Annotated in this window: 26 protein-coding genes and 1 tRNA gene; 15 read left to right on the forward strand and 12 right to left on the reverse strand. The window is 63.9% G+C overall.

The genetic code is table 11. From position 1 onward, the window contains the following. Positions 1-7 precede the first annotated feature (7 nt). The 3 genes from BerOc1_RS02085 to BerOc1_RS02095 all read right to left on the reverse strand — a co-directional run bounded on the left by BerOc1_RS02085 (position 8) and on the right by BerOc1_RS02095 (position 2,760). The gene (locus BerOc1_RS02085) at positions 8-517 is read right to left on the reverse strand and encodes a hypothetical protein (protein ID WP_071544065.1); all 510 of its coding nucleotides are present in this window, start codon (positions 515-517) and stop codon (positions 8-10) included. A gap of 11 nt (positions 518-528) precedes the next feature. Beyond that, on the reverse strand, positions 529-2,373 hold the full coding sequence (locus BerOc1_RS02090) for a UbiD family decarboxylase (RefSeq protein WP_071544066.1): 1,845 nt from the start codon (positions 2,371-2,373) through the stop codon (positions 529-531). A gap of 108 nt (positions 2,374-2,481) precedes the next feature. Beyond that, a complete protein-coding gene (locus tag BerOc1_RS02095) occupies positions 2,482-2,760 on the reverse strand; it encodes a hypothetical protein (protein ID WP_071544067.1) in 279 nt (92 codons plus the stop codon). A 231-nt stretch (positions 2,761-2,991) separates the two neighbouring features. Here BerOc1_RS02095 and BerOc1_RS02100 point away from each other — a divergent pair, with 231 nt between their 5' ends. Beyond that, a complete protein-coding gene (locus BerOc1_RS02100; protein ID WP_071544068.1) occupies positions 2,992-3,396 on the forward strand; it encodes a bacteriohemerythrin in 405 nt (134 codons plus the stop codon). Between the two features lie 52 nt (positions 3,397-3,448). On the opposite strand, the gene BerOc1_RS02105 is transcribed toward BerOc1_RS02100, so the two are convergent. Further along, a tRNA-Arg gene (locus BerOc1_RS02105) sits at positions 3,449-3,525 on the reverse strand. A gap of 293 nt (positions 3,526-3,818) precedes the next feature. On the opposite strand from BerOc1_RS02105, the gene BerOc1_RS02110 reads away from it, so the two are divergent. Beyond that, positions 3,819-4,496 carry a metal-dependent hydrolase gene (locus BerOc1_RS02110; protein ID WP_071544069.1) on the forward strand — a complete coding sequence of 226 codons (678 nt, stop codon included), beginning with the start codon at positions 3,819-3,821 and terminating at the stop codon, positions 4,494-4,496. Between the two features lie 4 nt (positions 4,497-4,500). Here BerOc1_RS02110 and BerOc1_RS02115 read toward each other — a convergent pair whose 3' ends face one another. Both BerOc1_RS02115 and uvrC read right to left on the reverse strand, forming a co-directional pair. Next, positions 4,501-5,409, reverse strand: coding sequence for an aldo/keto reductase (locus BerOc1_RS02115; protein ID WP_242652825.1), 909 nt, complete (start codon positions 5,407-5,409; stop codon positions 4,501-4,503). A gap of 32 nt (positions 5,410-5,441) precedes the next feature. Then, positions 5,442-7,256: an excinuclease ABC subunit UvrC gene (gene uvrC, locus BerOc1_RS02120; RefSeq protein WP_071544494.1), complete on the reverse strand. Its 1,815-nt coding sequence runs from the start codon at positions 7,254-7,256 to the stop codon at positions 5,442-5,444. 280 nt (positions 7,257-7,536) lie between these two features. Between uvrC and BerOc1_RS02125 the strand changes: the two genes are divergently transcribed. The 9 genes from BerOc1_RS02125 (at position 7,537) to BerOc1_RS02165 (ending at position 15,977) form a co-directional block, all read left to right on the forward strand. Next, positions 7,537-8,895, forward strand: coding sequence for an outer membrane homotrimeric porin (locus tag BerOc1_RS02125; protein WP_071544070.1), 1,359 nt, complete (start codon positions 7,537-7,539; stop codon positions 8,893-8,895). Positions 8,896-9,113: 218 nt separating this feature from the next. Beyond that, complete coding sequence (hisD, locus tag BerOc1_RS02130; RefSeq protein WP_071544071.1) at positions 9,114-10,418, forward strand: histidinol dehydrogenase; 1,305 nt, start codon at positions 9,114-9,116, stop codon at positions 10,416-10,418. 28 nt (positions 10,419-10,446) lie between these two features. Then, positions 10,447-11,343: a phosphoribosylaminoimidazolesuccinocarboxamide synthase gene (locus tag BerOc1_RS02135; RefSeq protein WP_071544072.1), complete on the forward strand. Its 897-nt coding sequence runs from the start codon at positions 10,447-10,449 to the stop codon at positions 11,341-11,343. 263 nt (positions 11,344-11,606) lie between these two features. Beyond that, entirely contained in the window at positions 11,607-11,897 is a 291-nt protein-coding gene (rpsF, locus tag BerOc1_RS02140) for a 30S ribosomal protein S6 (protein ID WP_014321548.1), read from the forward strand. 11 nt (positions 11,898-11,908) lie between these two features. Then, positions 11,909-12,172, forward strand: coding sequence for a 30S ribosomal protein S18 (gene rpsR / locus BerOc1_RS02145; RefSeq protein ID WP_014321549.1), 264 nt, complete (start codon positions 11,909-11,911; stop codon positions 12,170-12,172). Positions 12,173-12,184: 12 nt separating this feature from the next. After that, on the forward strand, positions 12,185-12,736 hold the full coding sequence (rplI, locus tag BerOc1_RS02150) for a 50S ribosomal protein L9 (protein WP_071544073.1): 552 nt from the start codon (positions 12,185-12,187) through the stop codon (positions 12,734-12,736). Further along, the gene (dnaB, locus tag BerOc1_RS02155) at positions 12,705-14,159 is read left to right on the forward strand and encodes a replicative DNA helicase (RefSeq protein ID WP_071544074.1); all 1,455 of its coding nucleotides are present in this window, start codon (positions 12,705-12,707) and stop codon (positions 14,157-14,159) included. Before rplI ends, dnaB begins: the two co-directional genes overlap by 32 nt. 21 nt (positions 14,160-14,180) lie before the next feature. Continuing rightward, positions 14,181-15,470, forward strand: a complete 1,290-nt coding sequence (locus BerOc1_RS02160; protein ID WP_071544075.1) for a phenylacetate--CoA ligase family protein — start codon at positions 14,181-14,183, stop codon at positions 15,468-15,470. Positions 15,471-15,479: 9 nt separating this feature from the next. Next, positions 15,480-15,977 carry a DUF456 domain-containing protein gene (locus tag BerOc1_RS02165; protein ID WP_071544076.1) on the forward strand — a complete coding sequence of 166 codons (498 nt, stop codon included), beginning with the start codon at positions 15,480-15,482 and terminating at the stop codon, positions 15,975-15,977. A 44-nt stretch (positions 15,978-16,021) separates the two neighbouring features. On the opposite strand, the gene BerOc1_RS02170 is transcribed toward BerOc1_RS02165, so the two are convergent. Beyond that, positions 16,022-16,372 carry a carboxymuconolactone decarboxylase family protein gene (locus tag BerOc1_RS02170; protein ID WP_071544077.1) on the reverse strand — a complete coding sequence of 117 codons (351 nt, stop codon included), beginning with the start codon at positions 16,370-16,372 and terminating at the stop codon, positions 16,022-16,024. 101 nt (positions 16,373-16,473) lie between these two features. Next, entirely contained in the window at positions 16,474-17,355 is an 882-nt protein-coding gene (locus BerOc1_RS02175) for a patatin-like phospholipase family protein (RefSeq protein ID WP_071544078.1), read from the reverse strand. 165 nt (positions 17,356-17,520) lie between these two features. Between BerOc1_RS02175 and thrC the strand changes: the two genes are divergently transcribed. From thrC to BerOc1_RS02190, 3 genes are all read left to right on the forward strand, one after another. Continuing rightward, complete coding sequence (thrC, locus tag BerOc1_RS02180) at positions 17,521-18,969, forward strand: threonine synthase (RefSeq protein WP_071544079.1); 1,449 nt, start codon at positions 17,521-17,523, stop codon at positions 18,967-18,969. 148 nt (positions 18,970-19,117) lie between these two features. Further along, the gene (locus BerOc1_RS02185; RefSeq protein ID WP_071544080.1) at positions 19,118-19,867 is read left to right on the forward strand and encodes a TlyA family RNA methyltransferase; all 750 of its coding nucleotides are present in this window, start codon (positions 19,118-19,120) and stop codon (positions 19,865-19,867) included. Between the two features lie 4 nt (positions 19,868-19,871). After that, positions 19,872-20,747 carry a DMT family transporter gene (locus BerOc1_RS02190; protein ID WP_071544081.1) on the forward strand — a complete coding sequence of 292 codons (876 nt, stop codon included), beginning with the start codon at positions 19,872-19,874 and terminating at the stop codon, positions 20,745-20,747. Between the two features lie 16 nt (positions 20,748-20,763). Here BerOc1_RS02190 and BerOc1_RS02195 read toward each other — a convergent pair whose 3' ends face one another. From BerOc1_RS02195 to BerOc1_RS02205, 3 genes are all read right to left on the reverse strand, one after another. Further along, the gene (locus tag BerOc1_RS02195; RefSeq protein ID WP_071544082.1) at positions 20,764-21,588 is read right to left on the reverse strand and encodes a rhodanese-like domain-containing protein; all 825 of its coding nucleotides are present in this window, start codon (positions 21,586-21,588) and stop codon (positions 20,764-20,766) included. A 95-nt stretch (positions 21,589-21,683) separates the two neighbouring features. After that, the gene (locus BerOc1_RS02200) at positions 21,684-22,394 is read right to left on the reverse strand and encodes a cobalt transporter (protein WP_071544083.1); all 711 of its coding nucleotides are present in this window, start codon (positions 22,392-22,394) and stop codon (positions 21,684-21,686) included. Further along, positions 22,391-23,134: an energy-coupling factor ABC transporter ATP-binding protein gene (locus BerOc1_RS02205; protein ID WP_071544084.1), complete on the reverse strand. Its 744-nt coding sequence runs from the start codon at positions 23,132-23,134 to the stop codon at positions 22,391-22,393. Before BerOc1_RS02205 ends, BerOc1_RS02200 begins: the two co-directional genes overlap by 4 nt. Before the next feature lie 391 nt (positions 23,135-23,525). Here BerOc1_RS02205 and BerOc1_RS02210 point away from each other — a divergent pair, with 391 nt between their 5' ends. Next, positions 23,526-24,146 (forward strand): PEP-CTERM sorting domain-containing protein, encoded by a 621-nt coding sequence (locus BerOc1_RS02210; RefSeq protein WP_071544085.1) that lies wholly within the window; start codon positions 23,526-23,528, stop codon positions 24,144-24,146. 131 nt (positions 24,147-24,277) lie between these two features. Here the strand turns inward: BerOc1_RS02210 and BerOc1_RS02215 are convergent, their stop codons facing one another. Then, entirely contained in the window at positions 24,278-25,495 is a 1,218-nt protein-coding gene (locus BerOc1_RS02215) for an OmpP1/FadL family transporter (protein WP_071544086.1), read from the reverse strand. Positions 25,496-25,780: the final 285 nt, after the last annotated feature.

A 25,780-nucleotide genomic window follows, 5' to 3' on the forward strand; every position in this document is an offset into this window, starting at 1 on the left:
ATGAGGATCAGTTTTCCATGGCCGCCAGGAGTTCCTGGGCCTCGCTCATGCGCGAGAACGAGGTGCTCTTGAAGACCTCGCTCTCCACGGCCTTGAGGAACTCGTCGTAGGTCATGACCCGGAAATCGAACATCATTCCCTTGATCCTGAAGTACATCTCCAGGAAGGCGAAGACCGGTTCGTCGGCCAGGGTCCCGGCCAGCTCACGGCCGTTGTTCAGGGTGGTGTACGGCTTGTTCATGCCGCCCAGGTAGAACATGTCCAGGCCGGACTTGCCGTCCGTGACCACCCCGAGCAGGTTGAAGGTCCGCAGCCGAGCCGCGAACTCCTCGGTCATGTTCGGCATTTCGAGAAGGTCCTTCTTGGGGAACATGCCCACAAAGACCATCTGCCCGCCCTCCTCGGCCATGGTGTGCCGAAAGACGTGCTCGTCCCGGTTCCTGCGGGCGGCCTTGACGGTTTCGTAGAGGTCCAGGGAAAAGGCGAGCTTCAGTTCCTGTGCGACTTTTTCGTCCATGCGGTTCTCCGTTAGATGATTCCGTGCAGCGGGCCGCCCTTGGCGCCCAATTCGTCCACCCGCTTCTCCACCTCGGGGTCGTCCTCAAGGGGCGGCGCGTGGTAGGTCTTCAGCCGGGCGTCCACGACCAGCGCCTTGTCCGCCCCCCAATGCTTGGCGTGGGTGAACGCGCCCGCGCCATAGATGTCCGTGGCTGGGTCGGACCGGGTGAAGGTCACCCACAGGAAATTGTCCCAATCCTTGGCCGTGAACCCCGCGTCGTCGGCCACCACGACCAGGGGGAAGCCCTCGATGCCCGAAACCCCGGCCAGCATATCGCCCAGCCGTTCCAGGGCCGGGTCCTGCTGGTCGCGTTTGCGGCGGTGTTTGGGGCCCTTGACGATGAGGATGCCCGGCGCGAAGACCACCGGGTCGCGGAAGCCGCGCGGCAGGTCGAGCCCGGGCGGGACCTCGGCGGCCAGTTCGCGCTTGCGGTCCCCGGCCACGGCCAGGACGAGCTTGGAGCCCTGGTTCAGGCTGATGCCCGAGTAATCCAGGGTGTCGATGGTCGTCCGGGTGATGAAATGCAGGTCGCGGGTCAGGTCCGCCCGCTCCAGCAGGTGGCGGAAAAAGGCGGGCACGTCGTGGCAGCCCACCCCGTGGGGCAGGTCCTCGCGGGCCGCGATGAGCACGTACTTGGACAGCGAGGTCTGGGTGTTGCCGAGCAGGGCCATGGCGTTGGTCAGCAGCTCCTGGGGCTGGCGCTCGGCCGCGTACGGCACGTAGCGCTCGCTGCCCACGGCCAGAAGCAGCGGGTGCACCCCGGCCGCGTCCACGGCGTGGACCTCGTGCACGCCCGCGAAGACCGACGGCACCAGTTCGGCGGTCAGCTCGTGGACGAACCCGCCGAACAGGGTGTCCTCCTGGGGCGGCCTGCCCACGGTGGTGAACGGCCAGACCGCGTCGTCGCGGTGAAAGACCCTGTCCACCTTGAGCACCGGAAAATCGTGGGCCAGGCTGTAGTAGCCCAGGTGGTCGCCGAACGGCCCCTCGGACTTTTCCCCGCCCCGGACCACGGTGCCGCAGATGCAGAAGTCCGCCTCGGCCGGGATGGGCAGCAGGCCCGGGCGCATGACCATGGGGATGCGGTGGCCGCCCAGGGCCCCGGCGAAGAATATCTCGGCCAGCCCCTCGGGCAGGGGCATCATGGCGGCCAGGGTCATGGACGGCGCGCCGCCCACAGCTATGTTGACCTTGAGCGGCTCGCCCCGGCGCAGGGCCTCGGCATGGTGGTGGCCGATGCCCCGGTGGATCTGGTAGTGCAGCCCCACCTCCCGGTCGCGGACGTAGTCGTTGCCCGACAACTGGACGCGGTACATGCCCAGGTTGGACCCGGCGAATCCCGGCGCGGCCGGGTCCTCGGTATAGACCTGGGGCAGGGTCACGTAGGGACCGCCGTCCATGGGCCAGGACTGGAGTTCCGGCAGGCTGGACACCACGGTCTCGTTGGCCATGACCGGACCGTCCGAGACCTTCTTGGGCAGGGTGTGCCAGGCCGTCCTGGGCGCGTCCAGGTATCGCCACGGGCGGCGCAGGCATTCCATGGGGTCAAGCTTGAGTTTCATCAGCCGCTCGACCGTCTCCAGGGTGTCCCGGAAGAGGAAGCGCATGCGCTCCCGCGTGCCGTAGAGGTTGGCGGCCATGGGGAAGCGGCAGCCCCGGACATTGCTGAAGAGCAAGGCCGGCCCCTTGGCCCGAAAGACCCGACGCTGGATGGCGCCGATCTCGAGCTTGGCGTCCACGCACTTGTCGATGCGGACGAGCTGTCCCCCTGCCTCGAGGGCCTCGAGGCATTCACGCGTATTCCTGTATCCCATTGCGGTTCCCGTTTGTTGACTTGTGGCGAGCCAATCTAGACGGAAAAGGCGGAAAAGTTAAGCGGAGAATCGATCTTCGCGGGAACCTTGGAGCGGGAGCCGCCGGGGCTAGTTGGACGCCTGGGGAGGCTCCCACACGCAGGCGTACCGCCCGGGCGAAAGCTGGCGGTAGGCCGAATGCAGTTCCTCTTCCAAAGGCTTCATCCAGCGTGAGGCGAGGTTGCGGCAGGTGTTGCAGAATTCCTCGGGATAGCCGCAGACCAGGCAATAGGGTTGATAGTCGTCGCAGACAGCGGCGTTCCAGGGGCGTTGATGCCCGAGAATGCACTTCTTGTGATGGAAGACGCACTCCTGGCAGTTGTTTGACATCGTTAACATTTTACGCATTGTACAGTCCTCCGAACCGGGTATGATCTCAGTATTGCCTGTAAGCACGGCCGGGGCTTTTTGAGTATTATAATCTGAACGCGCCCGCCCGATATTTCACCCGCCGGACACACGGCTGTTTCCAACCCGCCGGAATCGCGGCACTCCACACCCGACCCGAATCCCGGTCTTGTCATTTACCGCGTATCTGCTAGTCTCCCTCGAGACCGAAACCGTGTTTGGAGGATACCGATGCCCCTCATTCAATGGGACGAGGCCATGTCCGTGGGCATGGACGAGCTGGACGCCCAGCACAGGGAACTCATCGACCTGATCAACGAGGCCTTCGACGCCATCCAACGCCATGACGAGCCGCGCATGATCTCGCTCGTGGACAAGATGCGGGACTATTCCGTGGTTCACTTCCAGGCCGAGGAAGCGGTCTTGCGCAGCCTGGGCTACCCCGGAATCGACGCCCACGCCGACCAGCACCGCTCCTACGCGGACAAGGTGGACGAATTCAGGCGCGACATGCTCGTCAAGACCAACCTCTCCCAGATCTTCATCTTCCTCAGCCGCTGGCTGACCAACCACATCATGCACGAGGACCGCAAATTCATCCCCTGGCTCCCGGAAACGGACGACGAGGGAGCGTAACCATGAAAAAGGAAAAGCCCCTGCGTAAACGCAGGGGCTTTTCCTTTTTTCATGGTGGGCTATGCAGGATTCGAACCTGCGACCTCTTGCTCCGGAGGCAAGCACTCTATCCAACTGAGCTAATAGCCCACGGGAAGGAAGTAGCTATACTTCCCCTACTCCTTTGTCAAGCCTATACTATCCACTACAAAAATGAAACAGGGAACGGGCGGAAACCGCGCCGGTCGGTTTCCCCTTGCAAAAAAGTCTAAAAAAAGTCTATAAGCCCAGTAGCAGCCGGACGGGAGAACAGATGGAAGCAAAACGCATCATCGCCCGGCAACCATTGCGGACCTGACCGGCTAGCTGACCAGCAAGGCCCCCGACCAACTGGACATTCCCCACGTCCCGTTCAGGGGATGGGGAAAGTAGGAGAAAACGCCATGGAAATCACCTGGTTCGGCCACGCGAATTTCAGAATCAAGGCCGCCGACGCCACCCTGTTCATCGACCCGTTCTTTGTGGGCAATCCCAGCGCCCCCGGTTCCTACAAGGACGTGGACGAGTGCAACCTCATCCTGGTGACCCACGACCACCACGACCACATCGGCCAGACCCTGGAGCTGGCGGTCAAGCACGACGCCGAGGTGGTGGCCATGTTCGACGTCATCCAGAACCTGATCAAACAGGGGCTGCCCGAACACCTGGGCGTGGGCATGAACATCGGCGGCACGGTCAGCCGCAAGGGGCTGGACATCCAGATGGTCCAGGCCACGCACTCCTCGGCCAGCGGCTTCCCCGCGGGCTTCGTCATCACCGAGCCGGGCGGCCTGTGCGTCTACGACTCGGGCGACACCGGCCTGTTCGGGGACATGGAGCTGATCGGAAAATTCCACGCCATCGACGTGGCCATCCTGCCCATCGGCGGCCGGTTCACCATGGACGCGCGGCAGGCCGCGTACGCCTGCAAGCTGCTCAAGTGCAAGAAGCTCATCCCCCAGCACTGGGGAACGTGGCCCATCCTGGACCAGAACACCCGGTCCATGGCCGAACAGCTCGCCCTGGTCGCCCCGGACACCGAAATGCTCGAACTCGCCATCGGCGAGCCCTTGACCATCTAGCGGTCTAGAACTCCTCATAGACCGCCGGGTCCTGCCCCTTGAGGCGGCCGTCCGGGCGCGTGAGCGCGTCGATGGCCGCCATGTCCGCGTCGCACAACTCGAAGTTGAACACGTCCAGGTTCTCCGCCTGACGCTCGGGCGAGGCGGATTTGGGCAGGGGCACGGTGCCGGACTGGACGTGCCAGCGCAGGACGACCTGCGACACGGTCTTGCCCGTGACCTCGGCGATCTCCCGCAGCGCCTTCTCCTTCAATACATTGTTTGTTCTGGCCAGCGGGCTCCACGCCTGCGTGACGATGCCGTGCCTGCGGTCGAAGGCGACCTGCTCCTTCTGCGAGAAATACGGGTGCAGCTCCACCTGGTTGACCGCCGGGGGCGTGCCGGTCTCCCGGACCAGGGCGTCCAGGTGGACGGGCAGGAAGTTGCATACGCCCGCCGATCGGATCAAGCCGCGCTCCCTGGCCTCGAGCAGGGCCCGCCACGCCTCGACGAACAGCCCCTGTTTCGGGTTGGGCCAGTGGATCAGATAGAGGTCCCAGTAGTCGAGCCCGGCCCGGTACAGGGACTCCTCCACGGTGCGCAGGGCCTCCTCGCGGCGCTGGTGGCGGCCCGGCAGCTTGGAGACCAGGAAAAGCTCCTCGCGATCCACCCCGGCCCGCCGCACGGCCTGGCCCAACGCGCCCTCGTTCTCGTAATTGAAGGCCGAGTCCAGCAGGCGATATCCGGCATCGATGCCGCGCACCAGGGCCTCGACCCCGGCCGAACCGTTGAGTTTGTAGGTGCCCAGGCCGAGAGCGGGCATGGTCCGGCCGTCGTTCAGGGTGGTCTCGGGAATGCGTATTTCGTGCATGGCTGTCTCCGGGTATATGAGGATGAAGTTGTGGGCGCGGCCAATGGCCGTTTCCTGCAGCATACGGCATTCCCGTCGGGTTTCAACCCGCGAAATCAGGACTCCCGCGACGTTTTCAGGGCCTGCAGGGCGGCGTGGATCTTGTCCGCCCGCTTGGGCCCGATGCCGGACAGCGCGCCGATGGCCTGGGGGCCGGCCTCGAGCATGGCGTCCAGGGACTCGAAGCGGTCCCAGAGGATACGCGCCGTCTTGAGGCCGATGCCGGGCAGGGAGGTCAGCTCGCTGCTCAGGACCGCCTTCTTGCGCGCCCGCCGCTGCCTGCCTAGGACGAAACGATGGGCCGCGTCGCGGATCTTCTGCAAAAAGAGCAGCTCCGGGCTGCCGGGCTTGAGCGGCATGGGGTTCTTGCGGCCGGGCCGAAAAATCACGTCGCCCAACTCGCCCGCGCGCCGGGTCTCGCCCTTGGCGATGGAGGCCAGCTCCCACCCACACTCCTCGGTGCACTCGGCCAGCCCCTTTTCCACGGCCGCGATCTGGCCTCGGCCGCCGTCGATGAGCACCAGGTCGGGCCACGGCGGGCCGGACTCCATGCGCCGCCGCGCCCATCCGGCCAGGGCCGCGTAATCGTCGCCCGACCCGTCCAGATCGGGAAAGGCGTACACCCGCGAGGCCTCTGGGTTGCGCCGCCCGTCCTCGAAGACCACCTGGCCCACGCGCATGTCCCGGCCGCCCAGGTGCGAGGCGTCCACGCACTCGATGCGCACGGGTTCCTCTGGCAGGCGCAGGGCCTTTTGCAGCCGGGAGGTGATGGTCTCATGGACCTCCATGGACCGCGCGGCCACGTTGCGGGCGATGCCGAGCAACTGCTTCTCCTGGGTGTTGCGGGGCGCGACGATATGCACGCCTCGGCCGCTCCGCTCGGCCAGGATCTCGGGCAGCGGGGATTCCTCAAGGTCCATGGGCACGACCAGCGTGGACGGGATGAACCGGCCCACCCCGTAGAACTGGCCGATGAAGCTCTCGACCACCTCCGGGCCCTCCTCCAGGGTCAGGCCGGGCCAGAAGAACTGCTTCTGGTCGAGCAGCCGCCCCTGGCGCACGAAAAGCAGCCCGAGGCCGAGCCCCTGGCCGTTCTCCGCGATCCCGACCACGTCGCGGTCGCGGTTGTCGTGGATCACGGCGGCCTGCCCTTCCACGGTCTTTTTCACCGCCCGGATCTGGTCGCGGTACTCGGCGGCCCGCTCGAACTCCATGTCCCTGGACGCCGCCTTCATCTTGCGGGTCAGGTCATCCACCAGCTCCAGGCTGCGGCCGGACAGGAGCATCTCCACCCGGTGGACCATCTCGGCGTACTCCGCGCGGTCCACGTCCTTGACGCACGGGGCCCAGCACTGGCCGATGTCGTGGTACAGGCAGGGACGCACCCGATTGCGGAAGGCGGCGTCCTTGCATTTGCGCAGGGGAAAGACCTTGCCAAGCAGCTTCCAGACCGTGCGCGCGGCCGAGGCCGAGGTGAACGGGCCGAAATAGACCGACCCGTCGCGGACCACCTTGCGGGTCATGGACAGGCGCGGGAAATCGTTCTGCCGGTCCAGGCGGAAGAGGACGTACTGCTTGTCGTCCTTGAGGACCACGTTGTAGCGCGGCCGGTGCTTCTTGATCAGCCCGGACTCCAGGAGCAGGGCCTCCTTTTCCGTGGCCGTGAGCAGGGTGTCGACGTGGCGGATGTGGCCGACCAGCGCCCGGGTCTTGGGGGTCTGCCCGGCCGGGTTGCGGAAGTAGGAGGCCAGCCTGCGGCGCAGCTTCTTGGCCTTGCCCACATAGAGGATCCGGCCGCGCCCATCCTTCATTAAATAGACGCCGGGCGTGTCCGGAAAACGGTCGGCAAAAAATTTGTACTCGGTATCCATGTCGGTGCGGTTTTTTTTCAACACAATTTAGGCCGGGAAGGACTATACGGGAATTTTAGCCACAAATCATCCTTCACAATCCTTACGATAACATGCTAAATTAATTTACTTTAACAACATACGACCAAAGGCCGAAGTTCAATTTTTTTGCCGGTAAAAAAATTTTTACTTTCTTCGCTTTTTTGCCCCAAAACCCTTGCAAAACGCCTTGGGCTGCGATAAACGGAATGCAGTTAAGGCGTTAACTTGGCTTTTTAACCTGCAAAAAAAGGAAGAACAAATGAAACGTTTGTCTCTGCTCGCAGCCGCCCTGGTCATGGTCCTGGGCATGGCTGTGTCCGCTTCCGCCGCTCCCGAGGTTTCCATCTCCGGTAACCTCCTCGTGAACGCGGTGTGGATGAACAACTGGGACTTCAATGACAACCAGCACTCCAAAAACTTCAACATCGTCGAGCGTGCCGACCTGTACTTCACGGTGACCGCCAACGAGAACCTGAAAGGTGTTCTCGGCCTGCGTTCCCAGAAGAGCGACAGCAGCTACACCGGCCGTTGGGGTGGTCGCGAATATGGTCTGGACAAACCCGGCAATACGGACGCCGCCACGCTGGGCATCCGTGACGCCTACATCGACTTCAACTGGCCCGGCACCGACATCAACGTCAAGGCCGGTATCTACCCCGTGGCCCTGCCCGCGGCCGTTGGCGGCGCTTCCATGATCGTGGCCGAGCGCGCCGGCGCCGTCATGGTCACCGCCCCGCTGACCGACAACGTCTCCGTCCTGGCCGGTTACACCCGCCTGTACGACAATGATGACGGCAGCGACGACGAGTTGATGGGCGACAGCTTCCTGGACGGCTACCTGATCGCTCTGCCCCTGAACTTCGAAGGCTTCGCCGCCACCCCGTACTTCCTGTACGGCAATGCCGGCAACCACTTCGACGTCACCGATCCCGCCAACGCTCCTACCGCCGCTGGCTTTGATGATGAAGACGCCGCCGCCTACTGGTACGGCACCGACTTCACCATGTCCATCCTGGATCCCTTCATCGTCCGCGCCGACGTTGCCTACGGTAACCTCGACAGCGACACCGATGCCAACGAGGCTTCCGGTTGGATGTTCGACGTGGCCTTGGACTACACCGGCTTCGACTTCATGACCGCGTCCGCGTACTTCGTGTACACCTCCGGTTCTGACGACGACAACTCCGATGGCCTCGAGTCCATGCCCGTCCTGCAGGGCGACTGGGCCGTTGGCTCCTTCTACTTCGGTGGTGGCGCCATCACCGGTGACGACATGGATTCCGAAGACGGCAATCCCCTCGGCTTCTGGGTCCTCGGTCTGTCTCTGACCGACATCCAGTCCTTCGCCCAGGGCCTGACCCACGACTTCCACGTCTTGTACGTCAAGGGTACCAACGACGAGGACATGGACGTTTCCGGTTACTCCGCCGGCGCCCTCCTGACCGAAGAAGACTCCCTGTGGGAAGTTGACTTCAACACCGCTTACGCCGTGTACGACGAACTGACCCTGTACGGCCAGCTCGGCTACATCAACTCCGACTTCGACGAAGATGTCTGGGGTAGCGATGTTGAGGACGACGCTTGGAAGGTCGCTACCGGTGTCGTCTACAAGTTCTAAGCTCGCTTAGAACCTTAAGCTGAAAAGCTTACTTGCCAAGTGACGCCCAGAGGGCCGGGGAGTGCAAACCCCGGCCCTCTTTTCTTTTTTCCGCCGCCGGAACGCGGCGCGCCCGGGCCCGCTTTCCCTTCCTCGGTGCCCTCGACTTTTGAGCGGCGCTCGGCTATAAAATTTTCCCTTGGACGAACAACAAGACAACCGCCTTTTTCGAGGTCGACATGAATTGCAGAGCATTGACATATACGAGCCGTGACGATTGGGACGCCATCGGCCGGTGGCTGGAGCGGCGCAAGGACCCGGACACCAAGGTGGACGCCGTGGTGCGGGACACCCTGGCCGACGTCCGCGAGCGCGGCGACGAGGCCCTGGCCGAGTACACCCGCAAATTCGACTGCCCGGACTTCGACGCGGCCGCCCTGCGCGTGCCCGGACAGGCCATCGAGGCCGCCCTGTCCGGGATACCGGCCCAGGACGTCGCCATACTCGAGGAGGCCATCCGCCGGGTGCGCGACTTCCACCTGAACCAGAAGGAGAAGTCCTGGTGGGTCACCGCCGCGGACGGCACCATCCTCGGCCAGATGGTTCGGCCCGTGGACCGCGTGGGGCTGTACGTGCCCGGCGGCCAGGGGGGCGAGACCCCGCTCATCTCGAGCCTGATCATGAACGCCGTCCCGGCCCAGGTGGCCGGGGTCGAATCCATCGCCGTGACCTCGCCCCCGCGCAAGGACGGCACGCTCAACCCGTACATCCTGGCCACCGCCGCCCTGCTCGGCCTGGACGAGATCCACCTGACCGGGTCCGCCTGGGCCATCGCGGCCCTGGCCTACGGCACGGAAACCATCGCGCCGTGCGACGTGCTGGCCGGTCCGGGCAACATCTTCGTGGCCACGGCCAAGTCCCAGCTCATCGGGCAGGTGGGCATCGACATGGTCGCCGGTCCGTCCGAGATCGTCATCCTGGCCGACGGCTCCGCCAATCCGGCCTGGCTGGCCGCGGACATGCTCTCCCAGGCCGAACACGATCCCCTGGCCGCGTCCATTCTGGTCACCCCGGATACGGACCTGGCCGCCAGGGTCCGCGAGGAGCTGGACACCCAGTGCGCCGCCCTGCCCCGCTGCGACATCGCCTGCAAATCCCTGGACGACTGGGGCGGAATCGTCACCGTGCCCGACTTGGCCGCCGGGACGGAGCTGGTCAACCTGCTGGCCCCCGAGCACCTGGAGCTGGCGGTAAGCGACCCGTGGGCCATGCTCGGCTCCATCCGCCACGCCGGGGCCATCTTCATGGGCCACAACTCGCCCGAACCCGTGGGCGACTACTTCGCCGGGCCCAATCACGTGCTGCCCACCCTGCGCACGGTCCGTTTTTCCTCCGCCCTGTCGGTGCAGAACTTCTGCAAGAAATCCAGTGTGATCGCCGCCAGCCCCAGCTATGTGGCCGAACACGGCGACAAGATCGCCCGGCTGGCCCGGCTGGAAGGGCTCGAAGCCCACGCCCGCAGCGTGGAACAACGCAACAAGTAACATTACATCTAATAATAGAGGGAATATCATGGCTGCCGTTCTTGAAACCAACATCACCGAATATCCGCTCATCTCCCGCGGCAAGGTCCGCGACATCTACGAGATCGACGCGGACACCCTGCTCCTGGTGACCACCGACCGCATTTCCGCCTTCGACGTGGTCATGCCCGATCCCATCGAGGACAAGGGCAAGGTGCTCAACCAGATCACCCTGTTCTGGATGAAGATGATGGAGGACCTGGTCCCCAACCACATCCTCGCCACCGACGTGGACGACTACCCCGAACCGCTGCGCAAGTACCGCGACCAGCTGCAGGACCGCTCGGTGCTGGCCAAGAAGGCCAAGCCCCTGCCCATCGAATGCATCGTGCGCGGCTTCATCACCGGCTCGGGCTGGTCCGACTACCTCAAGACCGGCGAGGTCTGCGGCCACAAGCTGCCCGAGGGACTCAAGGAATCCGAGATGCTCGAAAAGGCCCTGTTCACCCCGTCCACCAAGGCGGACCTGGGCGAGCACGACGAGAACATCACCCTTGACAAGGCCGCCGAACTGCTCGGCGAGGAGATGATGCGCAAGGTCGAGAAGCTGGCGCTCGGCATCTACACCCGCGCCCGGGACTACGCCAAAAAGCGCGGCATCCTCATCGCGGACACCAAGTTCGAATTCGGCATCCTGGACGGCGAGCTGATCTTCATCGACGAGGCCCTGACCCCGGACTCCTCGCGCTTCTGGCCCGAAGAGGGCTACGCGCCGGGCCAGTCCCAGCCGAGCTTCGACAAGCAGTACTTCCGCGACTGGCTGTTGGAGATCGGCTTCAACAAGCAGCCGCCCGCGCCGCACGTGCCCGAGGACATCGCCGCGCGGACCCGCGAAAAGTACCTCGAAGCGTACAAGCTTTTGACCGGAGAGGACCTGAAGGTCTAAGGAGGGCGCATGCCCGAATGGTTGCAGCTCATCGCCCTGGTTGTCCTGGGGCTGGTCATCGGCCGGTTCCTGCGCGGAAAATTCGGCGGAGGATGAGGGCCGTCGAACCAATGCGGCTGGACGCCGCCCGGCGACAAGGATAAGAAATAGGGGGATCGGGGCCTGGGGCGCCTCTTGACACTCGGCCCGATTCCCCATATGTAACGCCTCTTGCCTTGCTCTCCCCCAGGTGGGGGAGGGCCAATGACCAAAAGGAGAATGAAATGGCAAACAATTACGAGACGCTCGTCCTGCTCTCCCCGGAGCTGGCGGCAGAGGACAGGACCACCATCCTGGACACTCTGACCGGCATCGTGGATCGCGAGGGCGGCAAGATGGTTGAGACCGACGACTGGGGCATGCGCCAGCTGGCCTACCCCGTCCAGAAGCAGACCCGTGGATACTACGTTCGCCTGGTGTACGACGCCCCCGGCGCGCTGGTTGCCGAACTCGAGCGCAACATCCGCATCACCGACGGCATCTTCAAGTTCATGACCGTCAAACTGGCTGCCTAGGAGGTTTCACCATGGCTTTCCGCAAAAAATTCACCCCGAGGAAGAAGTTCTGCCGCTTCTGCGCGGACGCAGAGCTGCCCCTGGACTACAAGCGCCCGGACATCCTCCGCGACTTCGTCACCGAACGCGGCAAGATCATCGCCCGTCGCATCACCGGCACCTGCGCCAAGCACCAGCGCCGGCTGACCAACGAGATCAAGCGCGCCCGTCAGATGGCCCTGCTTTTCTACACCACCGTTCACAGCACCGATGTGAAGAAACGGAGCTCCATGTAGGAGGGAGGACCCATGAAACTTATCTTACGCGCTGACGTCGACGCTTTGGGTCGACTCGGAGACATCGTTACCGTCAAGCCCGGTTACGGCCGCAACTACCTGATTCCCCAGGGACTTGCCAAGCCGGCAACCACCGCCAACCTGAAGGCCTTCGAACTGGAGCGCCGCAAGCTGCAGGAGCAGGCCGATTCCCTGCGCGCCCAGGCCGAAGGTCTGGCTTCGCGCATCGCCGCTTCCCCCATCGAGATCGAAGTGCGGGTCGGCGACGGCGACAAGCTGTACGGCTCCGTGACCACCACCAACATCGGTGACGCCATGGAAGCCGCCGGCATCGAAATCGACCGCCGCAAGATCATCCTGCCCGAGCCCATCCGCTCGCTCGGCGAGTACGAGATCGAGATCCGCCTGCATCCGGACGTTCGCGGCGAGCTGAAGCTCACCGTCGCCCGCCACGGCGGCCCCGTTGTCGAGGAGATCGAAGAAGTCGAAGAAACCGCAGAAGTGGCCGAGGCCGTCGAGGAATCCGTAGAGAATGCCGAAGACGCCGAAACCGCAGAGGCCTAAATCAGGCCAATACGCCGATAATCCGGAAGAGGCCCTGGACAGGGCCTCTTCCGATATCCTACGCAAGGTCCCCCCACACTCTTTCGAAGCCGAACAGGCCGTGCTCGGCGGCGTGTTCCAGTCCGAGGCCATGTTCCACCAGCTGGTGGACATCATCGGCCCGGACGATTTCTACTCCCCCGTCCACCGGGACATATTCAAGGCCTTCACCCAGCTCTACGACGACCACCAGCCCATCGACGTGGTCACGGTGGCCAACCAGCTGGCCAAGAACGGCACCCTGGACACCGTGGGCGGGCCGGTCTACCTGGCCGAGCTGTCCGACTCCGTGGTCAGCGCGTCCAACGCCCTGCACCACGCCCAGATCGTCCGCGACAAGTGCATCCTGCGCGAGCTCATCGACATCTCCAGCGGGATCATCTCCAACTGTTTCTCCTCCGCCGACGTGGGCGAGGTCCTGGACGAGTCCGAAAAGGAAATTTTCCGCATCGCGCAGACCAAGGAAATGCGCGGCATGCAGTCCAGCGGCCAGCTGGTGCCCAAGGTCTTCGACGAGCTGACCGCCCGGTTCAACAACAAGTCCGTGGTCACGGGCATCCAGACCCACTACCACGAGTTCGACAACATGACCGCGGGCCTGCAGAACTCGGACCTGATCATCATCGCGGGCCGCCCGTCCATGGGCAAGACCGCGTTCGCCCTGAACGTGGCCCTGCGCGCCGCGGCCCGGTCCGAATGCCCCACGGCCATCTTCTCCCTGGAAATGTCCATGGAGCAGCTCATGACCCGTCTGCTGGCCGTGCAGAGCAAGGTGGAGCTGTCCAACCTGCGTACCGGCTACCTGGACGACTCGGACTGGAACAAGCTGTACGAGGGCGCTGACGTGCTCAGCAAGGCCCCGATCTTCATCGACGACACCCCGGCCCTGTCCACCCTGGAGCTCCAGGCCCGCTGCCGCCGCCTCAAGGCCGAGCACAACCTCGGGCTGATCGTCATCGACTACCTCCAGCTGATGCGCTCCAGCGCCCGGCCGGACTCCCGCGAGCAGGAGATTTCGGACATCTCGCGCCATCTCAAGGCCCTGGCCAAGGAACTGAACGTGCCGGTCATCGCCCTGTCCCAGCTCAACCGCAAGGTCGAGGAGCGCACGGACAAGCGGCCCATGATGTCGGACCTGCGCGAATCCGGCGCCATCGAGCAGGACGCGGACATCATCATCTTTCTCTACCGCGACGCCGCGTACAACAAGAGCGAGGACAACCCGCTCAAGAACCACGCGGAAGTCATCATCGGCAAGCAGCGCAACGGCCCCACCGGACGGTGCGAACTCTTCTTCAAGAAGGAATACACCCTGTTCGAGAACATGGACGCCACGGCCTATCCCTCGGAACTGCCCGAGGGGTTCCATCCGGACTCCGACTAACATCAATCACGCGGAACCGCTATGTACTACGATCCGGTAGAGACCATGGACCGCGCCGCCCTGGAATCGCTCCAGGCCGAACGCCTCAGACAGACCATCGAAATCGCCAAGCGTTCGCCCTTCTATGCCGAGCGTCTCAAGGGATTGGAACCCGGCGACATCAAAAGCCCGGCGAACATCACCTCCCTGCCCTTCACCACCAAGGACGACCTGCGCAACCAGTATCCGCACGGGCTGCTGGCCCGGCCCCTGGACGACTTCGTCCGGCTGCACGCCTCAAGCGGCACCACCGGCACCCCGGTGGCCGTGTTCTATACCCAGAAGGACCTGGACACCTGGGCCGACCTCATGGCCCGGTCCATGTACTGCTGCGGCTGCCGCAAATCCGACGTGTTGCAGAACACCTCGGGTTACGGGCTGTTCACCGGCGGCCTGGGCATCCACTACGGCTCCGAGCGGCTGGGCATGCTGACCATCCCGGCGGGCGCGGGCAACACCAAGCGCCAGATCAAGATGATCCTCGACCACCAGGTCACGGTCCTGCACATCATCCCGTCGTTCGCCCTGTATTTCGCCCAACAAGTCCGCGAGGCCGGATACGATCCCAAGGACATGCCGTGGCGCATCGCGCTCATCGGCGCCGAGCCCCACACCGAGCAGGCCCGGGCCAAGATCGAGCAGCTCATGCACATCAAGGCGTACAACTCCTATGGATTGTCCGAGATGAACGGCCCGGGCGTGGCCTTCGAGTGCGTCCACCAGAAGGGCATGCACCTGTGGGAGGACGCCTACATCGCCGAGGTCATCAACCCCGAGACCGGGGAACACGTGGCCGAAGGCGAAGTGGGCGAGCTGGTCATGACCACCCTCACACGCGAGGGCATGCCGATCATCCGCTACCGGACCCGCGACCTGACCCGGTTCATTCCGGGCGAGTGCGAGTGCGGCCGGACCCACCGGCGCATCGACCGCATCGCCGGCCGGGCCGACGACATGATGATCTTAAAGGGCGTGAACATCTACCCCATGCAGATCGAGCAGTGCCTCATGGCCATGCCCGAGGTGGGCCAGAACTATCTCATCGAACTGGTCCGCGAGGGCGTGTCCGACCAGATGCGCGTCAAGGTGGAGATCAAGGACGAATACTTCGTGGAGGACATGCGCGCCCTGCAGGGATTGCAGAAGCGCATCGCCAAAAACCTGTGCTCGGAGATCCTGGTCACCCCGCGCGTGGAGCTGTGCCAGTCCGAATCCATCCCCAAGGCCCAGGGCAAGGCCGTGCGCGTGGTGGACCTGCGCGGCAAGGAGTAGGGCCGACCCATGGAATACGTCTGGGCCGTCCTGCTCATCCTGGGATTGATGTTCTCCCAGATCCTCCAGATATTCAGTCTGCCCGCCAATTGGGTGGCGCTGGCCCTGGTGGCCCTGTGGAAGTACGTCTACCCCGAGTCCATGACCTGGAACTTCGTCGTCGTCCTGGGCGTGGCCGCGGCCGCTGGCGAGGCCCTGGAATTCGGCCTGCAGGCCTGGGGCGCGGGCCGCTACGGCGCGTCCGTGCGCGGGAACGTGGGCGGCATCGTCGGGGCGGTGGCCGGAGCCATCTTCGGCGCGCCCTTCCTCTTCGGCCTGGGCGCCCTTGCCGGTGCCCTGGGCGGAGCCTGGCTCGGCTGTTTCATCGCCGAGACCCCTGGCCGCACCCGGCCCGAGGCCCTGCGCGCGGCCAAGGGCGCGTTCGTGGGCAAGGCGCTGGGCTTCACGGTCAAGACCGCCATCGGCGCTACCATGGTCATTTTGTCCATCCCGCGCGTCTGGCCCTGAGTTCCTTTTGGAGGACGGCGCGGCCGTCCCCGAGCCCCTTTCCTCTAGTCGGTGATCAATCCCCGCTCGCGCAGGTAAGCCACCACGCGTTCGGTTTCGCCCATGCCCATGGTCCCGCGCAAAGCCACGGCCACAGCGCAGGCCTCGAGAATCTCTTCCAGTTCTGCTCCCAGTTCGATGGCCTGGTCGCACTGAAAGAGGATGCACGCCCGGCACCCCGAGCACAAGGCCGCCACCAGCGCCATGAGCCGCTTGTGTTTGCCGCTGACCGCGCCGTCCTTGTAGACTTCCTGGTTCAGGGCGGTGTAGGGCTCGGCCACCTCGGGCATGAGTTTCTTGTAAATGGCCGCATTGCGCCCGTTTTCCACCCGCAATTCCATTTGGCTTTCCAACATGTTGCCTCCTTCAATGGTTGTTGAGGGCCATACTATGGCCGGAACGGGGATACGGACAATCCGAAATCGCCGATGCGGACCATCGGCCTGACCGAACGGACCTATCTCGCCGAAAAGACTTTGGGCAACCGCTCTCCGGCCAGCTTATAGCCGTGCTCGATGATAGGCGCAGCCTTGTCGAAGTCCATCAGGCCGCACAGGTTGATGGGGATGTCCAAGACGGCGTCGGGCGGGTAGGCCGCGATCTTCTGCCGGGCAATGGAGCCCTGCATGGCGTCAAACGACTTGTAGAGGATGTCATAGGCGCGGATGTCCTTGCGCTTCTGGGCGATCTTGTCGGTCATGGAGCCGATGAACTCGGTCACGGCGTGGGACACCCCGGAGCCGTTGTCGCCGTCGTGCTTGCCTGCCTTGATCTCGGCCCCCTTGACCGGAGGCGCGCACAGGTTCACGGCAATGGTGAAGTCGTTCAGGTCGCCGAAGGTCGGGGCGATGGGCACGGGGTTGAGGATGCCGCCGTCGATGATGTCCTCGCCGTTGACCACCACGGGCTTGAAGACCAGCGGCAGGGCGATGGACGCCTTGATGGCGTCGAAGAGCGGCCCCTTGCGTATCCAGACCTCCTTGCGCCGGGAGATGTTCGCGGCCACGGCCGTGAAGCTGATGGGCAGGTTCTCGATGCGCTCCTCGCCGACCACGTCGCGCAGGGTGTCGATGAGCCGGTCGCCCTTGATCAGCCCGTCCATGCCGAAGGACAGGTCCATCAGGGCGAGCATGTCCCGCTTGGTGATGCGCCGCGCCCACCGCTCGTACTCGTCGAGCTTGCCGGTGGCGTGGATGCCGCCCACCAGCGCGCCCATGGAACAGCCCGAGATGGACTTTATCTCGCAACCGTGCTCCTCGAGCCAGCGGATGACGCCGATGTGCGCCAGCCCGCGCGCCCCGCCGCTGCCCAGGACCAGCGATATGGTTCTCTTCCTCATCCGATGCCTCTCCGGTTCGGGACGAAGAGAAAAAGGCCCGCCGTCCCGCTGTTTGCAAGGCCAGCCTACATAATTTTGACTTGCCATACACTACCTTTTAAGCGAATCTTTGGTCCCTTTCGAGGCGAGTGTGACGAGAGAACCTTATTCCCATCGGGTGAGACAATGACTGCCGATCTTTTTCCCTCCTACCGCGGCCGCATGGAATACTTCTGCCTGGGCTGCGGCAAGCGATTCCCCACCGACGAGCTGTACTACACCTGCCCCGACTGCGGCGGCGTGTTCCTGCTCGACAACCTGAATTTCGACGAGCTGAAAAAGACCAGCGGCGAGCAGTGGCGGGCCATCTTCGATCAGCGCGCGGCATCCAAGAAGACCGCCCTGCGCGGCATCTTCCGCTTTTATGAGCTCATGGCCCCGGTGCTCGAAGAGGAGGACATCGTCTACCTCGGCGAGGGCAACACCCCGCTGGTGGCCTCCAGCCCGGCGCTCAACGCGGCCACCGGGCTGACCACGGCCTACAAGAACGACGGCCAGAACCCGTCGGCCTCGTTCAAGGACCGGGGCATGGCCTGCGGCTTCTCCTACCTGCGCTCGCTCATCCGCCGCCATGGCTGGGACCAGATCCTGACGGTCTGCGCCTCCACGGGCGATACCTCGGCCGCGGCCGCGCTCTACGCCTCCTACGCGGGCGGGGCCATCAAGTCCGTGGTCATCCTGCCGCACGGCAAGGTCACCCCGGCCCAACTGGCCCAGCCGCTCGGCTCCGGGGCCGTGGTCCTGGAAGTGCCCGGCGTGTTCGACGACTGCATGAAGGTGGTCGAGCACCTGGCCGACAACTACCGCGTGGCCCTGCTCAACTCCAAAAACGCCTGGCGCATCCTGGGCCAGGAGTCCTACGCCTTCGAGTGTGCCCAGTGGTTCGACTGGGACATGAAGGACAAGTGCATCTTCGTGCCCATTGGCAATGCGGGCAACATCACCGCCATCATGGCCGGCTTTCTCAAGCTATACGACCTGGGAGTCATCACCGAACTGCCGCGCATATTCGGCGTACAGTCCCACCACGCGGACCCGGTCTACCGCTACTACGCGGTGGACGACCCGAAGGAGCGCGAATACCACCCCATGAAGGTCAGTGCGTCCGTGGCCCAGGCGGCCATGATCGGCAACCCGGTCTCGTTCCCGCGCGTCAAATACTTTGCCGAGAAGTTCGAGGCCGTGGGCGGGAAGCGCGCCTTCCAGGTCATCCAGGTGACCGAGCAGCAGATCATGGACTCCATGATCCAGGCCAACCGCAACGGGCACATCGCCTGCACCCAGGGCGGCGAGTCGTTTGCCGGGGCCAAGCGCGCCCTGGAGCTCGGCCTGGTCAGCAAGGACGAACTGTGCGTCCTCGACTCCACGGCCCACCAGCTCAAGTTCGTGGATTTCCAGAATATGTACTTCGACAATTCCTTCCCGCCCGAATTCGGCGTCAAGCCGGACATGGCCCTGGCCAACAAGCCGGAACTGGTCATCTCCCTGGAGGAGAAGGAAACCCTGTCCGAAGCGGACTTCACCCGCAAGACCGCCGACAAGGTGGTCGCCAAACTCGGCCTCGAAAAGAAATAACCACTCCCCCGCTCTCCCGCTCCCGCCGCAGGCGGCCCAAAAAGTTTAGGAAGGGAGAGGGGATGGAGGTCCGGGGGAAGGGGAGAGGGAAACCCTTTGAAAAGGGCTTTCCCTCTCCCCTTCCCCCGGCCGCCGGAGGCACACCCAAATGCCCAAAAAACAACGCGCGGATCAGCTCCTGGCCCAGCAGGGCCTTGTGGAGAGCCGTGGCAAGGCCAAGCGGCTGATCATGGCCGGCAAGGTCCACTACATGGACCGGGGCCAGAAGACGCCGGTGGTCAAGCCGGGCCAGCAGTTCGACCCGGAAACGGAATTCGTGGTCCCGAAGGACGAGCGGTTCGTGTCGCGCGGGGCGTACAAGCTGCTCACGGCCATCGAGGAATTCTCCATCGATTTCAAGGGAAAGATTGCCATGGATGCGGGCGCGTCCACGGGCGGGTTCACGGACTGCATGCTCCAGTTCGGCGCGGTGCGGGTCTATGCCGTGGACGTGGGCTACGGCCAGTTGCACGAGAAGCTGAGGCAGGACGACCGGGTGGTCAACCTGGAGCGGACCAACGTGCGCCATGCCGAGCCGAACCTGATCCCGGAGCCGGTGGACGTGATCGTGGCCGACGTATCGTTCATATCCCTGACCAAGATCCTGCCCGCGTGCCTGCAATTCCTCAAGCCCGGCGGCGAGCTGGTGGTCCTGATCAAACCGCAGTTCGAGGTGGGCCCGGGCCAGACCGACAAGGGCGTGGTCCGCAGCAAGCGGCTGCGACAGGAGGCCGTGGACATGGTGGTCGGGTTCTGCGAGACCGAACTCGGGCTGACCGTGCGCGGCGTGGTGCCGTCCCAGATACTGGGACCCAAGGGCAACCAGGAATACATGGCCTACATGGCCTTGCCGGAATAGCATCGTGCTCAGAGGACTCATCTATGCGGTGATTTCGGCCGCCTGCTTCGGCTCCATGGCCATCCTGATCAAGTTCGGCTACATGGCGGGCATGGACGGCGCGGTGATGATGCAGACGCGCTTCACCGTGGCCACGGCCATGCTGTTCCTCTACCTGCTGGCCAAGTCCCCCCGGATGCTGCGCATCTCCCTGCGCGACCTGGGCAAATGCGCCTTTCTAGGACTGGTGGTCTGTTGGATGCAGACCTCCTGCTTCGTCTACTCGCTGGAGACCATCCCGGCCTCCACGGCGGCCCTGGTTCTGTACGGACACCCCATGGCGGTGACCCTGCTCTCCTCACAGTTCCTGCGCATGCGCATCAACCGGGTGGTCGTCCTCTCCCTGGCCCTGGTCATGACCGGCTGCTGCCTGGTCTTCTACGACGCCTTCCTGCGCGAGGTGGACGGAACAGGGCTGGCCTACGCCCTGGGGGCCATGGCCACCTTCTCCGTCTACGTCATCCTGATCCAGGTACTGCTCAAGGGAATCAAACCGCTGACCGCCACCTTCTACGTCATCGGGTTCGCGGCGGTGTCCTTCACCCTGTCGGGCGACATCCATGCGTGGGGATCGATGAACCTGGAACAGGCGGGCATCAGCCTGGCGCTGGGCCTCTTCCCGGGCCTGCTGGCCGCGACCTTGCAGTACACGGCCATAGAGCGGGTCGGCAGCGCCTACGTCTGCATCTTTTCGTCCGTGGAGCCGGTCATCACCCTGGCGGCGGCGGCCGTGTTCCTGGGCGAACCCGTGGTCCAGCTTCAGATTTGGGGCGCTGTACTGATCGTCCTGGGCATCGTCGCGCCCAACCTGCGCCACCGGGAGCCCGCCGCGACGAACTGACCGCGCCGGGCCGGACTCATTCCTTGCCGTCCATGTACTTACCGATGATCTTGAGATGGGCCTTTTCCTCGCGGGCCAGGAGCTGGAACACGTCCCGCGTCCCCTCGCTCTTGGCGCGCATGGCGCAGCGCAGGTAATAGTCCAGGGCCTGGGCCTCGACCATGGAGGCCAACTCCAGCACGCCGAGGTCGTCTTCGAACGCGCCGGGAAAACGGTCCATGAACTCGTCGACCGGCACCCCGCCCTCGGCCATGTCCGTGGCGTTGCGCAGGGCCGTCTGCTCGAACTCCTCGCGGCTCATGACCTCTTCGGCGATGCGGGTGTAGAGCTCGTACAGGACGTCCTTGTGTCGGTCCTCGAACCCGGCCAGGCGCATGAACAGCCCGATGCGCTCCATGGTCTCGGCCATGTCCGCGCGCTGTACGTAAAAGGCCTGGAGCACGTTCTCCATGGCGTAGGCCTTGAGAATGATCTCGGCCGGGCCTTCGGCCCCGGTGAAGGCGATCATGCCCAGTTCCATGGGACCGAACGCGCCCTCGCCCTCCCAGGAGGAGATGCCGCCCACCAGGTTGTTGACGTCCTCGAACCCCTGGCCCTGAAGGAGCCCGGCCGCGGCCATGGATCGGCCGCCCGAGGCGCAATAGACCAGCAGGGGCTTGGCCTTGTCCAATTCGTCGAAATGGTCGGGCAACTCCGACAGGGGCAGCAATTTCGCCCCCGGGATGTGGTCCTGCTCGTATTCCGATTCCTGCCTGACGTCGAGGAGCGTGAACGAGTCCGGTTTGCTGCCTTCCATGAATTTGCGGGCCTCATCCGGCGTCATCTGGGTGATGGTGGACATGATTTCCCCCTGGATATTGCGGTCTGGCGGGCAGGGCTGCCCTTCGGGAAACAGTAGGAGGGACGACTCGTTCCGTCAATACGGACAAAAGGAGGCTACAGGAAAAACATGGCTCCGGCAGCGGCGAGCACCAGGACGGAGCCGAACCAGTCCCGGCCGGACCAGGCGAAGTCGGCATCCCAGGCCCCGGGACGGTCCAGGCCGCGGCAGGCCACGGCCAAGGTCTGGTTCCAGGTTTTCTGCCCGAGATTGCGGACCACGGCCTGGGGGACCATGCGCATGCGCCGGAAGAACCCGGCCTCGGGAAAACGCCGGGCGGCCACCTCGCGCACGCCCGACAGAGTGGACAGGCAGACGGGCAGGAAATGGACCATCAGGGACAGGGCCAGTGCGATGCGCCAGGCGCGGCTGCGGCCCACAAACGGCCTCAGGGCCCAGGCCACGGCCAGTCCCAGGGCGCGGGCCGAAGTGGACAGGGCCAGCCCCAGGCCGAGCATGAGCAGGGCCACCAGGCGCACGGCCAGTTGGGCCGCATCAAGAGCCATGTGCTCCATGGGCACGCCGGAGACGGCGTCCAGGAGAACCTTGACCGCCACCCAGAAGAAGACGAAGGAAAGCAGGCTGCGGACCATCCTGCCCCCGCCCGGCTGCCCGGCGGCCAGAAACAGGACCAGAACGAGCAGGATCAGGGCGCAGGCCGTGGCTGCCGCCACAGGAACCTTCCACAAACAGGGACCGGCCAGCAGGGCCGCCGCCAGCTTGAGGCGCGGGTCCAGGGCGCGGACCGTCCCGGCCACGTCGATCATCGGGGCTCCCCTTCGTCCCACGGCACGATGGTCCGACAGGCGGTCCAGGAGCCCGGCGCGCGCACCGAGTGCTCGGCCACGTGGTCGAGCACGCTTTCCGCCGGACCGTTCAGGACCAGTCGGCCATTGTCGAGCACGGCCAGGCCGTCCACCAGGTCGATGAAGCTTTCCAGGTCGTGGCTGGAGACCACCTGGGTCAGCCCGGCCTCCCGGTTGGCCCGGATCAGGGCGCGCATCTCGCGCACGCCGGGATAATCCAGGCCGCTGAAGGGCTCGTCCAGGAGAAGCACGCGCGGTCTGTCCAGGAGAGCCGCCGTCAGGCAGAGCTTGCGCTTGGTGCCCCAGGACAGGGTCTGAACCGGACTGTCCCAGTATTTCAGCAGGTTGAACCGTTCGGCCATGGTCCGGGCCTCGGCCGTGGCGGCCTGGCCGCGCGCGCGGCCCAGGAGCAGGTCCTCCTCCACCGTGGCCCCGAGGATTTGCAGGTCCGCGTCCTGCATGACCAAACGGCAGACGTTGCGGATGTCCCCCTCATGTCCCGGGCTGACGCGCCCGGCCACTTCCAGGCTCCCCCGCGAGGGGGCGAACAGGCCGGCCATCAGGGAGAGCAGAGTGGACTTGCCGCTGCCGTTGGCGCCGGCCAGGCCGAGCAGCCCCCCCTTTTCCACCGTCAGGGACACGCCGGACAGGACCTCGTCCCCGACGGGATAGGCGAACGTAACGGTATTGAGTTCTATCATGCGTTCCTCGCTGCCAACTCATCAACATTTACCCGAAGTCTGTCAACAATGGCCAAGCGGGTCAATGTGGGACAAGTCCACGTGGACCGGACCGGGAAAGCCCAAATGACTGGCGGCCAGGACCGATTGCAAAGCCCGCCATGGAGCAACACGCGTGCGGCAATCGGAGCTCGGCCCCCCCCTGTCGCCGCACGGGCCAAACCACCGGACAACTCCCATTCGTGTAAATAAAGCCGACATGTTTCGTCGCCTTTTTACATTGTCCGACCAACCGCATTCCGACAACCATTTATGATGATAATAATTATCATTATGGTATATGTTTTGCATATTTCCCTCTGACGTCCACCGCTGCCGCATTGACCTCAACCGGCAACAGGGAGGGAGCAACATGAAGAACTTGCTGATTGCCCTTATGCTATTGATCATGGCCGCAGGAGCCGCCCAGGCCTCCACCGTCGGCTTCGACGAATTCGATGGGAACACCGGCACCATTTCCCCCGGCTATTCATCCTTCAGCTGGGGGTGGAACGCATTCTATATCCAGGACTCCTACCGTCCGGACAGCGGGTTTGAGACCGGAACGGTCAGCCCGCACAATACCCTTTTCAACGGCTACGGGCTCGATCTCAACATCAGGCGTTTCGACGATTCCCTGTTCACTTTCAACAGCGCCTATTTCACGGCGGCCTGGAACACCAGCCTGAACATCGACGTGAAGGGCTATCTCGGCGGCTCCCAACTCTATGGCCAAACCATCACCGTGGACACCCTGTCCGCCAATCAGTTCTCCTTCGATTTCTCCGGGATTGACAGCCTGACCCTCTCCCCGTTCGGCGGTGTCGATTTTTCCCCCAACGACGGCGGAACCGGACCGACATTCGTCATGGACGACTTCACCTACAATGAACCCGTTGCCGTCCCCACGCCCGAACCCTCCACAGCGGTCCTGCTGCTGGCGGGGGGCTCCGGTCTGGCCGGGTATGTCCTCTTCGGGCGGCGCCGGGAGTAACCGGCGTTCTTGAGGCGGGGTGCCGGAGCGCCGCCACGTTTTCACCGCCGGGCCCCATCGGGAAGCTGCGCATCGACCAAACAAAAGGCCCCTGCCGAAGCAGGGGCCTTGAACTTCTCGATTCGCAGCAATCAGAAGGTATAGCCGATGGAGGAGCCGAGTCCCCAGGTCCGGCCGTTCTTGAAATCCATGCTGTAGGAATCCACTCCGTCGCTCTTGCTCATGCCGCTACGTTCCTTGCTGATGAGATACATGCCGGCCACGTCCACGGTCCAGGAATCCCACTTGTAGCCAGCGCCCAGGGTGAACATCTGGCGATCGTTGGCGGGCAGCATGGGAGAGGCGTATTCGTGCCGGATGGGCGTCTGGTCGTAGACGTAGCCCGCACGCATGGCCAGGGCGTCGGTGAGCTTGTATTCCGCGCCCAGCTGGAAACGCCAGGCGGACTTGTAGTTGAAGTCCTCGGCATTGTCGCCCAGAGCAAAGGAAGGTTCAAAGTCGAACTCGATGCGGTCGAACTGCTCCCACTGGGTGTAGATCACGTCGAATTCGATGGTCAGCTTCTCGGTGGGGGTGATCCCCAGCCCCACCGTGTAGCTCGCCGGGAAATCGGCGATCATGGTGGCCTTGTCCGAGTTGGTCCAACCCATGTTGTTGGTCACGGACTCATGCCCGTGTCCTTCGAAATGCACGGGGGAGCGGTAGCTCAACCCCACGGTGACCATGTCGATGGGCTTGTACGCCAGGCCCAGATTGAAGGCCAGGGCGGTGTCGGACACCTTGACCCGAAGGTCGCCTCCGCCAGCCGGAACGGGCAGCTTTTTCCTGAGCAAGAAGTCGCCCTTGATGATCTCGATGCCGCCCCCGATGGACAGGTCGTCGTTCACTTTGTAGGCCACGCTCGGGTTGAAGGAGAAGGTTTCCAGCCGGGCCTCCTTGAGCAGCGTCGCCCCGGGCCAGTCCCCGTCGAATTTGGTGCCCAGGCCGAACCGGGTGAACACGCCCATGCCGAGTGTCCAATCGTCGCTGATCTGGTGGGTCACGAAACCGTGGGGGACGCCGAAAACCTGATTCTGGGTGCTGCTGGTGTCGCCGTTGATGGACACATCCGAATTCGGAGAGACCGCGGTCACGCCGCCGTAGACGTTGGTGCCCTCGAGCCTGGTCATCAGCGCCGGGTTGTAGGCGACGACCGAAGCGTCAGCGCCGGTGGCGTAGTTGGCCGTGCCCATGCCCAATGCACGGTTGCCCCACTCGTACAGCGCAAAGCCGCCTGCCTGGACCACGGACGCGGTCGCCAGCAGGCAGACCAGAAAACTGAATACAAAATATGCGGATGCGCGTTTCATCCTTCCCCCTTAGGTAGTTGCCGCACCTACGGCAGCGTTCTTCCAATGCTCCCAGCACCCTCCCAGATGCGACGGTTCCATCCCGCTCCGGGAGCATTGCGTTACATATTGCACAAACTGCCAATGCATACATGACAGGCAAATAAATGTAAAACGGAAAAGTCTTTTCAAACAGCTGTTTAACACATTTATCGGATCGGGGAAAAGCTCGGAACAACGGCATGAATCTGGCAATGGACCCGTTAGATGCCGGGATGCGGAATAATCTGCCCGGCGCAGGAGGAC

The sequence above is a fragment of the Pseudodesulfovibrio hydrargyri genome, assembly GCF_001874525.1.
GTDB lineage: Bacteria > Desulfobacterota > Desulfovibrionia > Desulfovibrionales > Desulfovibrionaceae > Pseudodesulfovibrio > Pseudodesulfovibrio hydrargyri.

Excerpts from the sequence above, each read along its gene's own strand:
- BerOc1_RS02085 (WP_071544065.1), bottom strand. The coding sequence starts at position 517 with ATGGACGAAAAAGTCGCACAGGAACTGAAGCTCGCCTTTTCCCTGGAC.
- BerOc1_RS02090 (WP_071544066.1), bottom strand. The coding sequence starts at position 2,373 with ATGGGATACAGGAATACGCGTGAATGCCTCGAGGCCCTCGAGGCAGGG.
- BerOc1_RS02095 (WP_071544067.1), bottom strand. The coding sequence starts at position 2,760 with ATGCGTAAAATGTTAACGATGTCAAACAACTGCCAGGAGTGCGTCTTC.
- BerOc1_RS02100 (WP_071544068.1), top strand. The coding sequence starts at position 2,992 with ATGCCCCTCATTCAATGGGACGAGGCCATGTCCGTGGGCATGGACGAG.
- BerOc1_RS02110 (WP_071544069.1), top strand. The coding sequence starts at position 3,819 with ATGGAAATCACCTGGTTCGGCCACGCGAATTTCAGAATCAAGGCCGCC.
- BerOc1_RS02115 (WP_242652825.1), bottom strand. The coding sequence starts at position 5,409 with ATGCTGCAGGAAACGGCCATTGGCCGCGCCCACAACTTCATCCTCATA.
- uvrC (WP_071544494.1), bottom strand. The coding sequence starts at position 7,256 with ATGGATACCGAGTACAAATTTTTTGCCGACCGTTTTCCGGACACGCCC.
- BerOc1_RS02125 (WP_071544070.1), top strand. The coding sequence starts at position 7,537 with ATGAAACGTTTGTCTCTGCTCGCAGCCGCCCTGGTCATGGTCCTGGGC.
- hisD (WP_071544071.1), top strand. The coding sequence starts at position 9,114 with ATGAATTGCAGAGCATTGACATATACGAGCCGTGACGATTGGGACGCC.
- BerOc1_RS02135 (WP_071544072.1), top strand. The coding sequence starts at position 10,447 with ATGGCTGCCGTTCTTGAAACCAACATCACCGAATATCCGCTCATCTCC.
- rpsF (WP_014321548.1), top strand. The coding sequence starts at position 11,607 with ATGGCAAACAATTACGAGACGCTCGTCCTGCTCTCCCCGGAGCTGGCG.
- rpsR (WP_014321549.1), top strand. The coding sequence starts at position 11,909 with ATGGCTTTCCGCAAAAAATTCACCCCGAGGAAGAAGTTCTGCCGCTTC.
- rplI (WP_071544073.1), top strand. The coding sequence starts at position 12,185 with ATGAAACTTATCTTACGCGCTGACGTCGACGCTTTGGGTCGACTCGGA.
- dnaB (WP_071544074.1), top strand. The coding sequence starts at position 12,705 with ATGCCGAAGACGCCGAAACCGCAGAGGCCTAAATCAGGCCAATACGCC.
- BerOc1_RS02160 (WP_071544075.1), top strand. The coding sequence starts at position 14,181 with ATGTACTACGATCCGGTAGAGACCATGGACCGCGCCGCCCTGGAATCG.
- BerOc1_RS02165 (WP_071544076.1), top strand. The coding sequence starts at position 15,480 with ATGGAATACGTCTGGGCCGTCCTGCTCATCCTGGGATTGATGTTCTCC.
- BerOc1_RS02170 (WP_071544077.1), bottom strand. The coding sequence starts at position 16,372 with ATGTTGGAAAGCCAAATGGAATTGCGGGTGGAAAACGGGCGCAATGCG.
- BerOc1_RS02175 (WP_071544078.1), bottom strand. The coding sequence starts at position 17,355 with ATGAGGAAGAGAACCATATCGCTGGTCCTGGGCAGCGGCGGGGCGCGC.
- thrC (WP_071544079.1), top strand. The coding sequence starts at position 17,521 with ATGACTGCCGATCTTTTTCCCTCCTACCGCGGCCGCATGGAATACTTC.
- BerOc1_RS02185 (WP_071544080.1), top strand. The coding sequence starts at position 19,118 with ATGCCCAAAAAACAACGCGCGGATCAGCTCCTGGCCCAGCAGGGCCTT.
- BerOc1_RS02195 (WP_071544082.1), bottom strand. The coding sequence starts at position 21,588 with ATGTCCACCATCACCCAGATGACGCCGGATGAGGCCCGCAAATTCATG.
- BerOc1_RS02200 (WP_071544083.1), bottom strand. The coding sequence starts at position 22,394 with ATGATCGACGTGGCCGGGACGGTCCGCGCCCTGGACCCGCGCCTCAAG.
- BerOc1_RS02205 (WP_071544084.1), bottom strand. The coding sequence starts at position 23,134 with ATGATAGAACTCAATACCGTTACGTTCGCCTATCCCGTCGGGGACGAG.
- BerOc1_RS02210 (WP_071544085.1), top strand. The coding sequence starts at position 23,526 with ATGAAGAACTTGCTGATTGCCCTTATGCTATTGATCATGGCCGCAGGA.
- BerOc1_RS02215 (WP_071544086.1), bottom strand. The coding sequence starts at position 25,495 with ATGAAACGCGCATCCGCATATTTTGTATTCAGTTTTCTGGTCTGCCTG.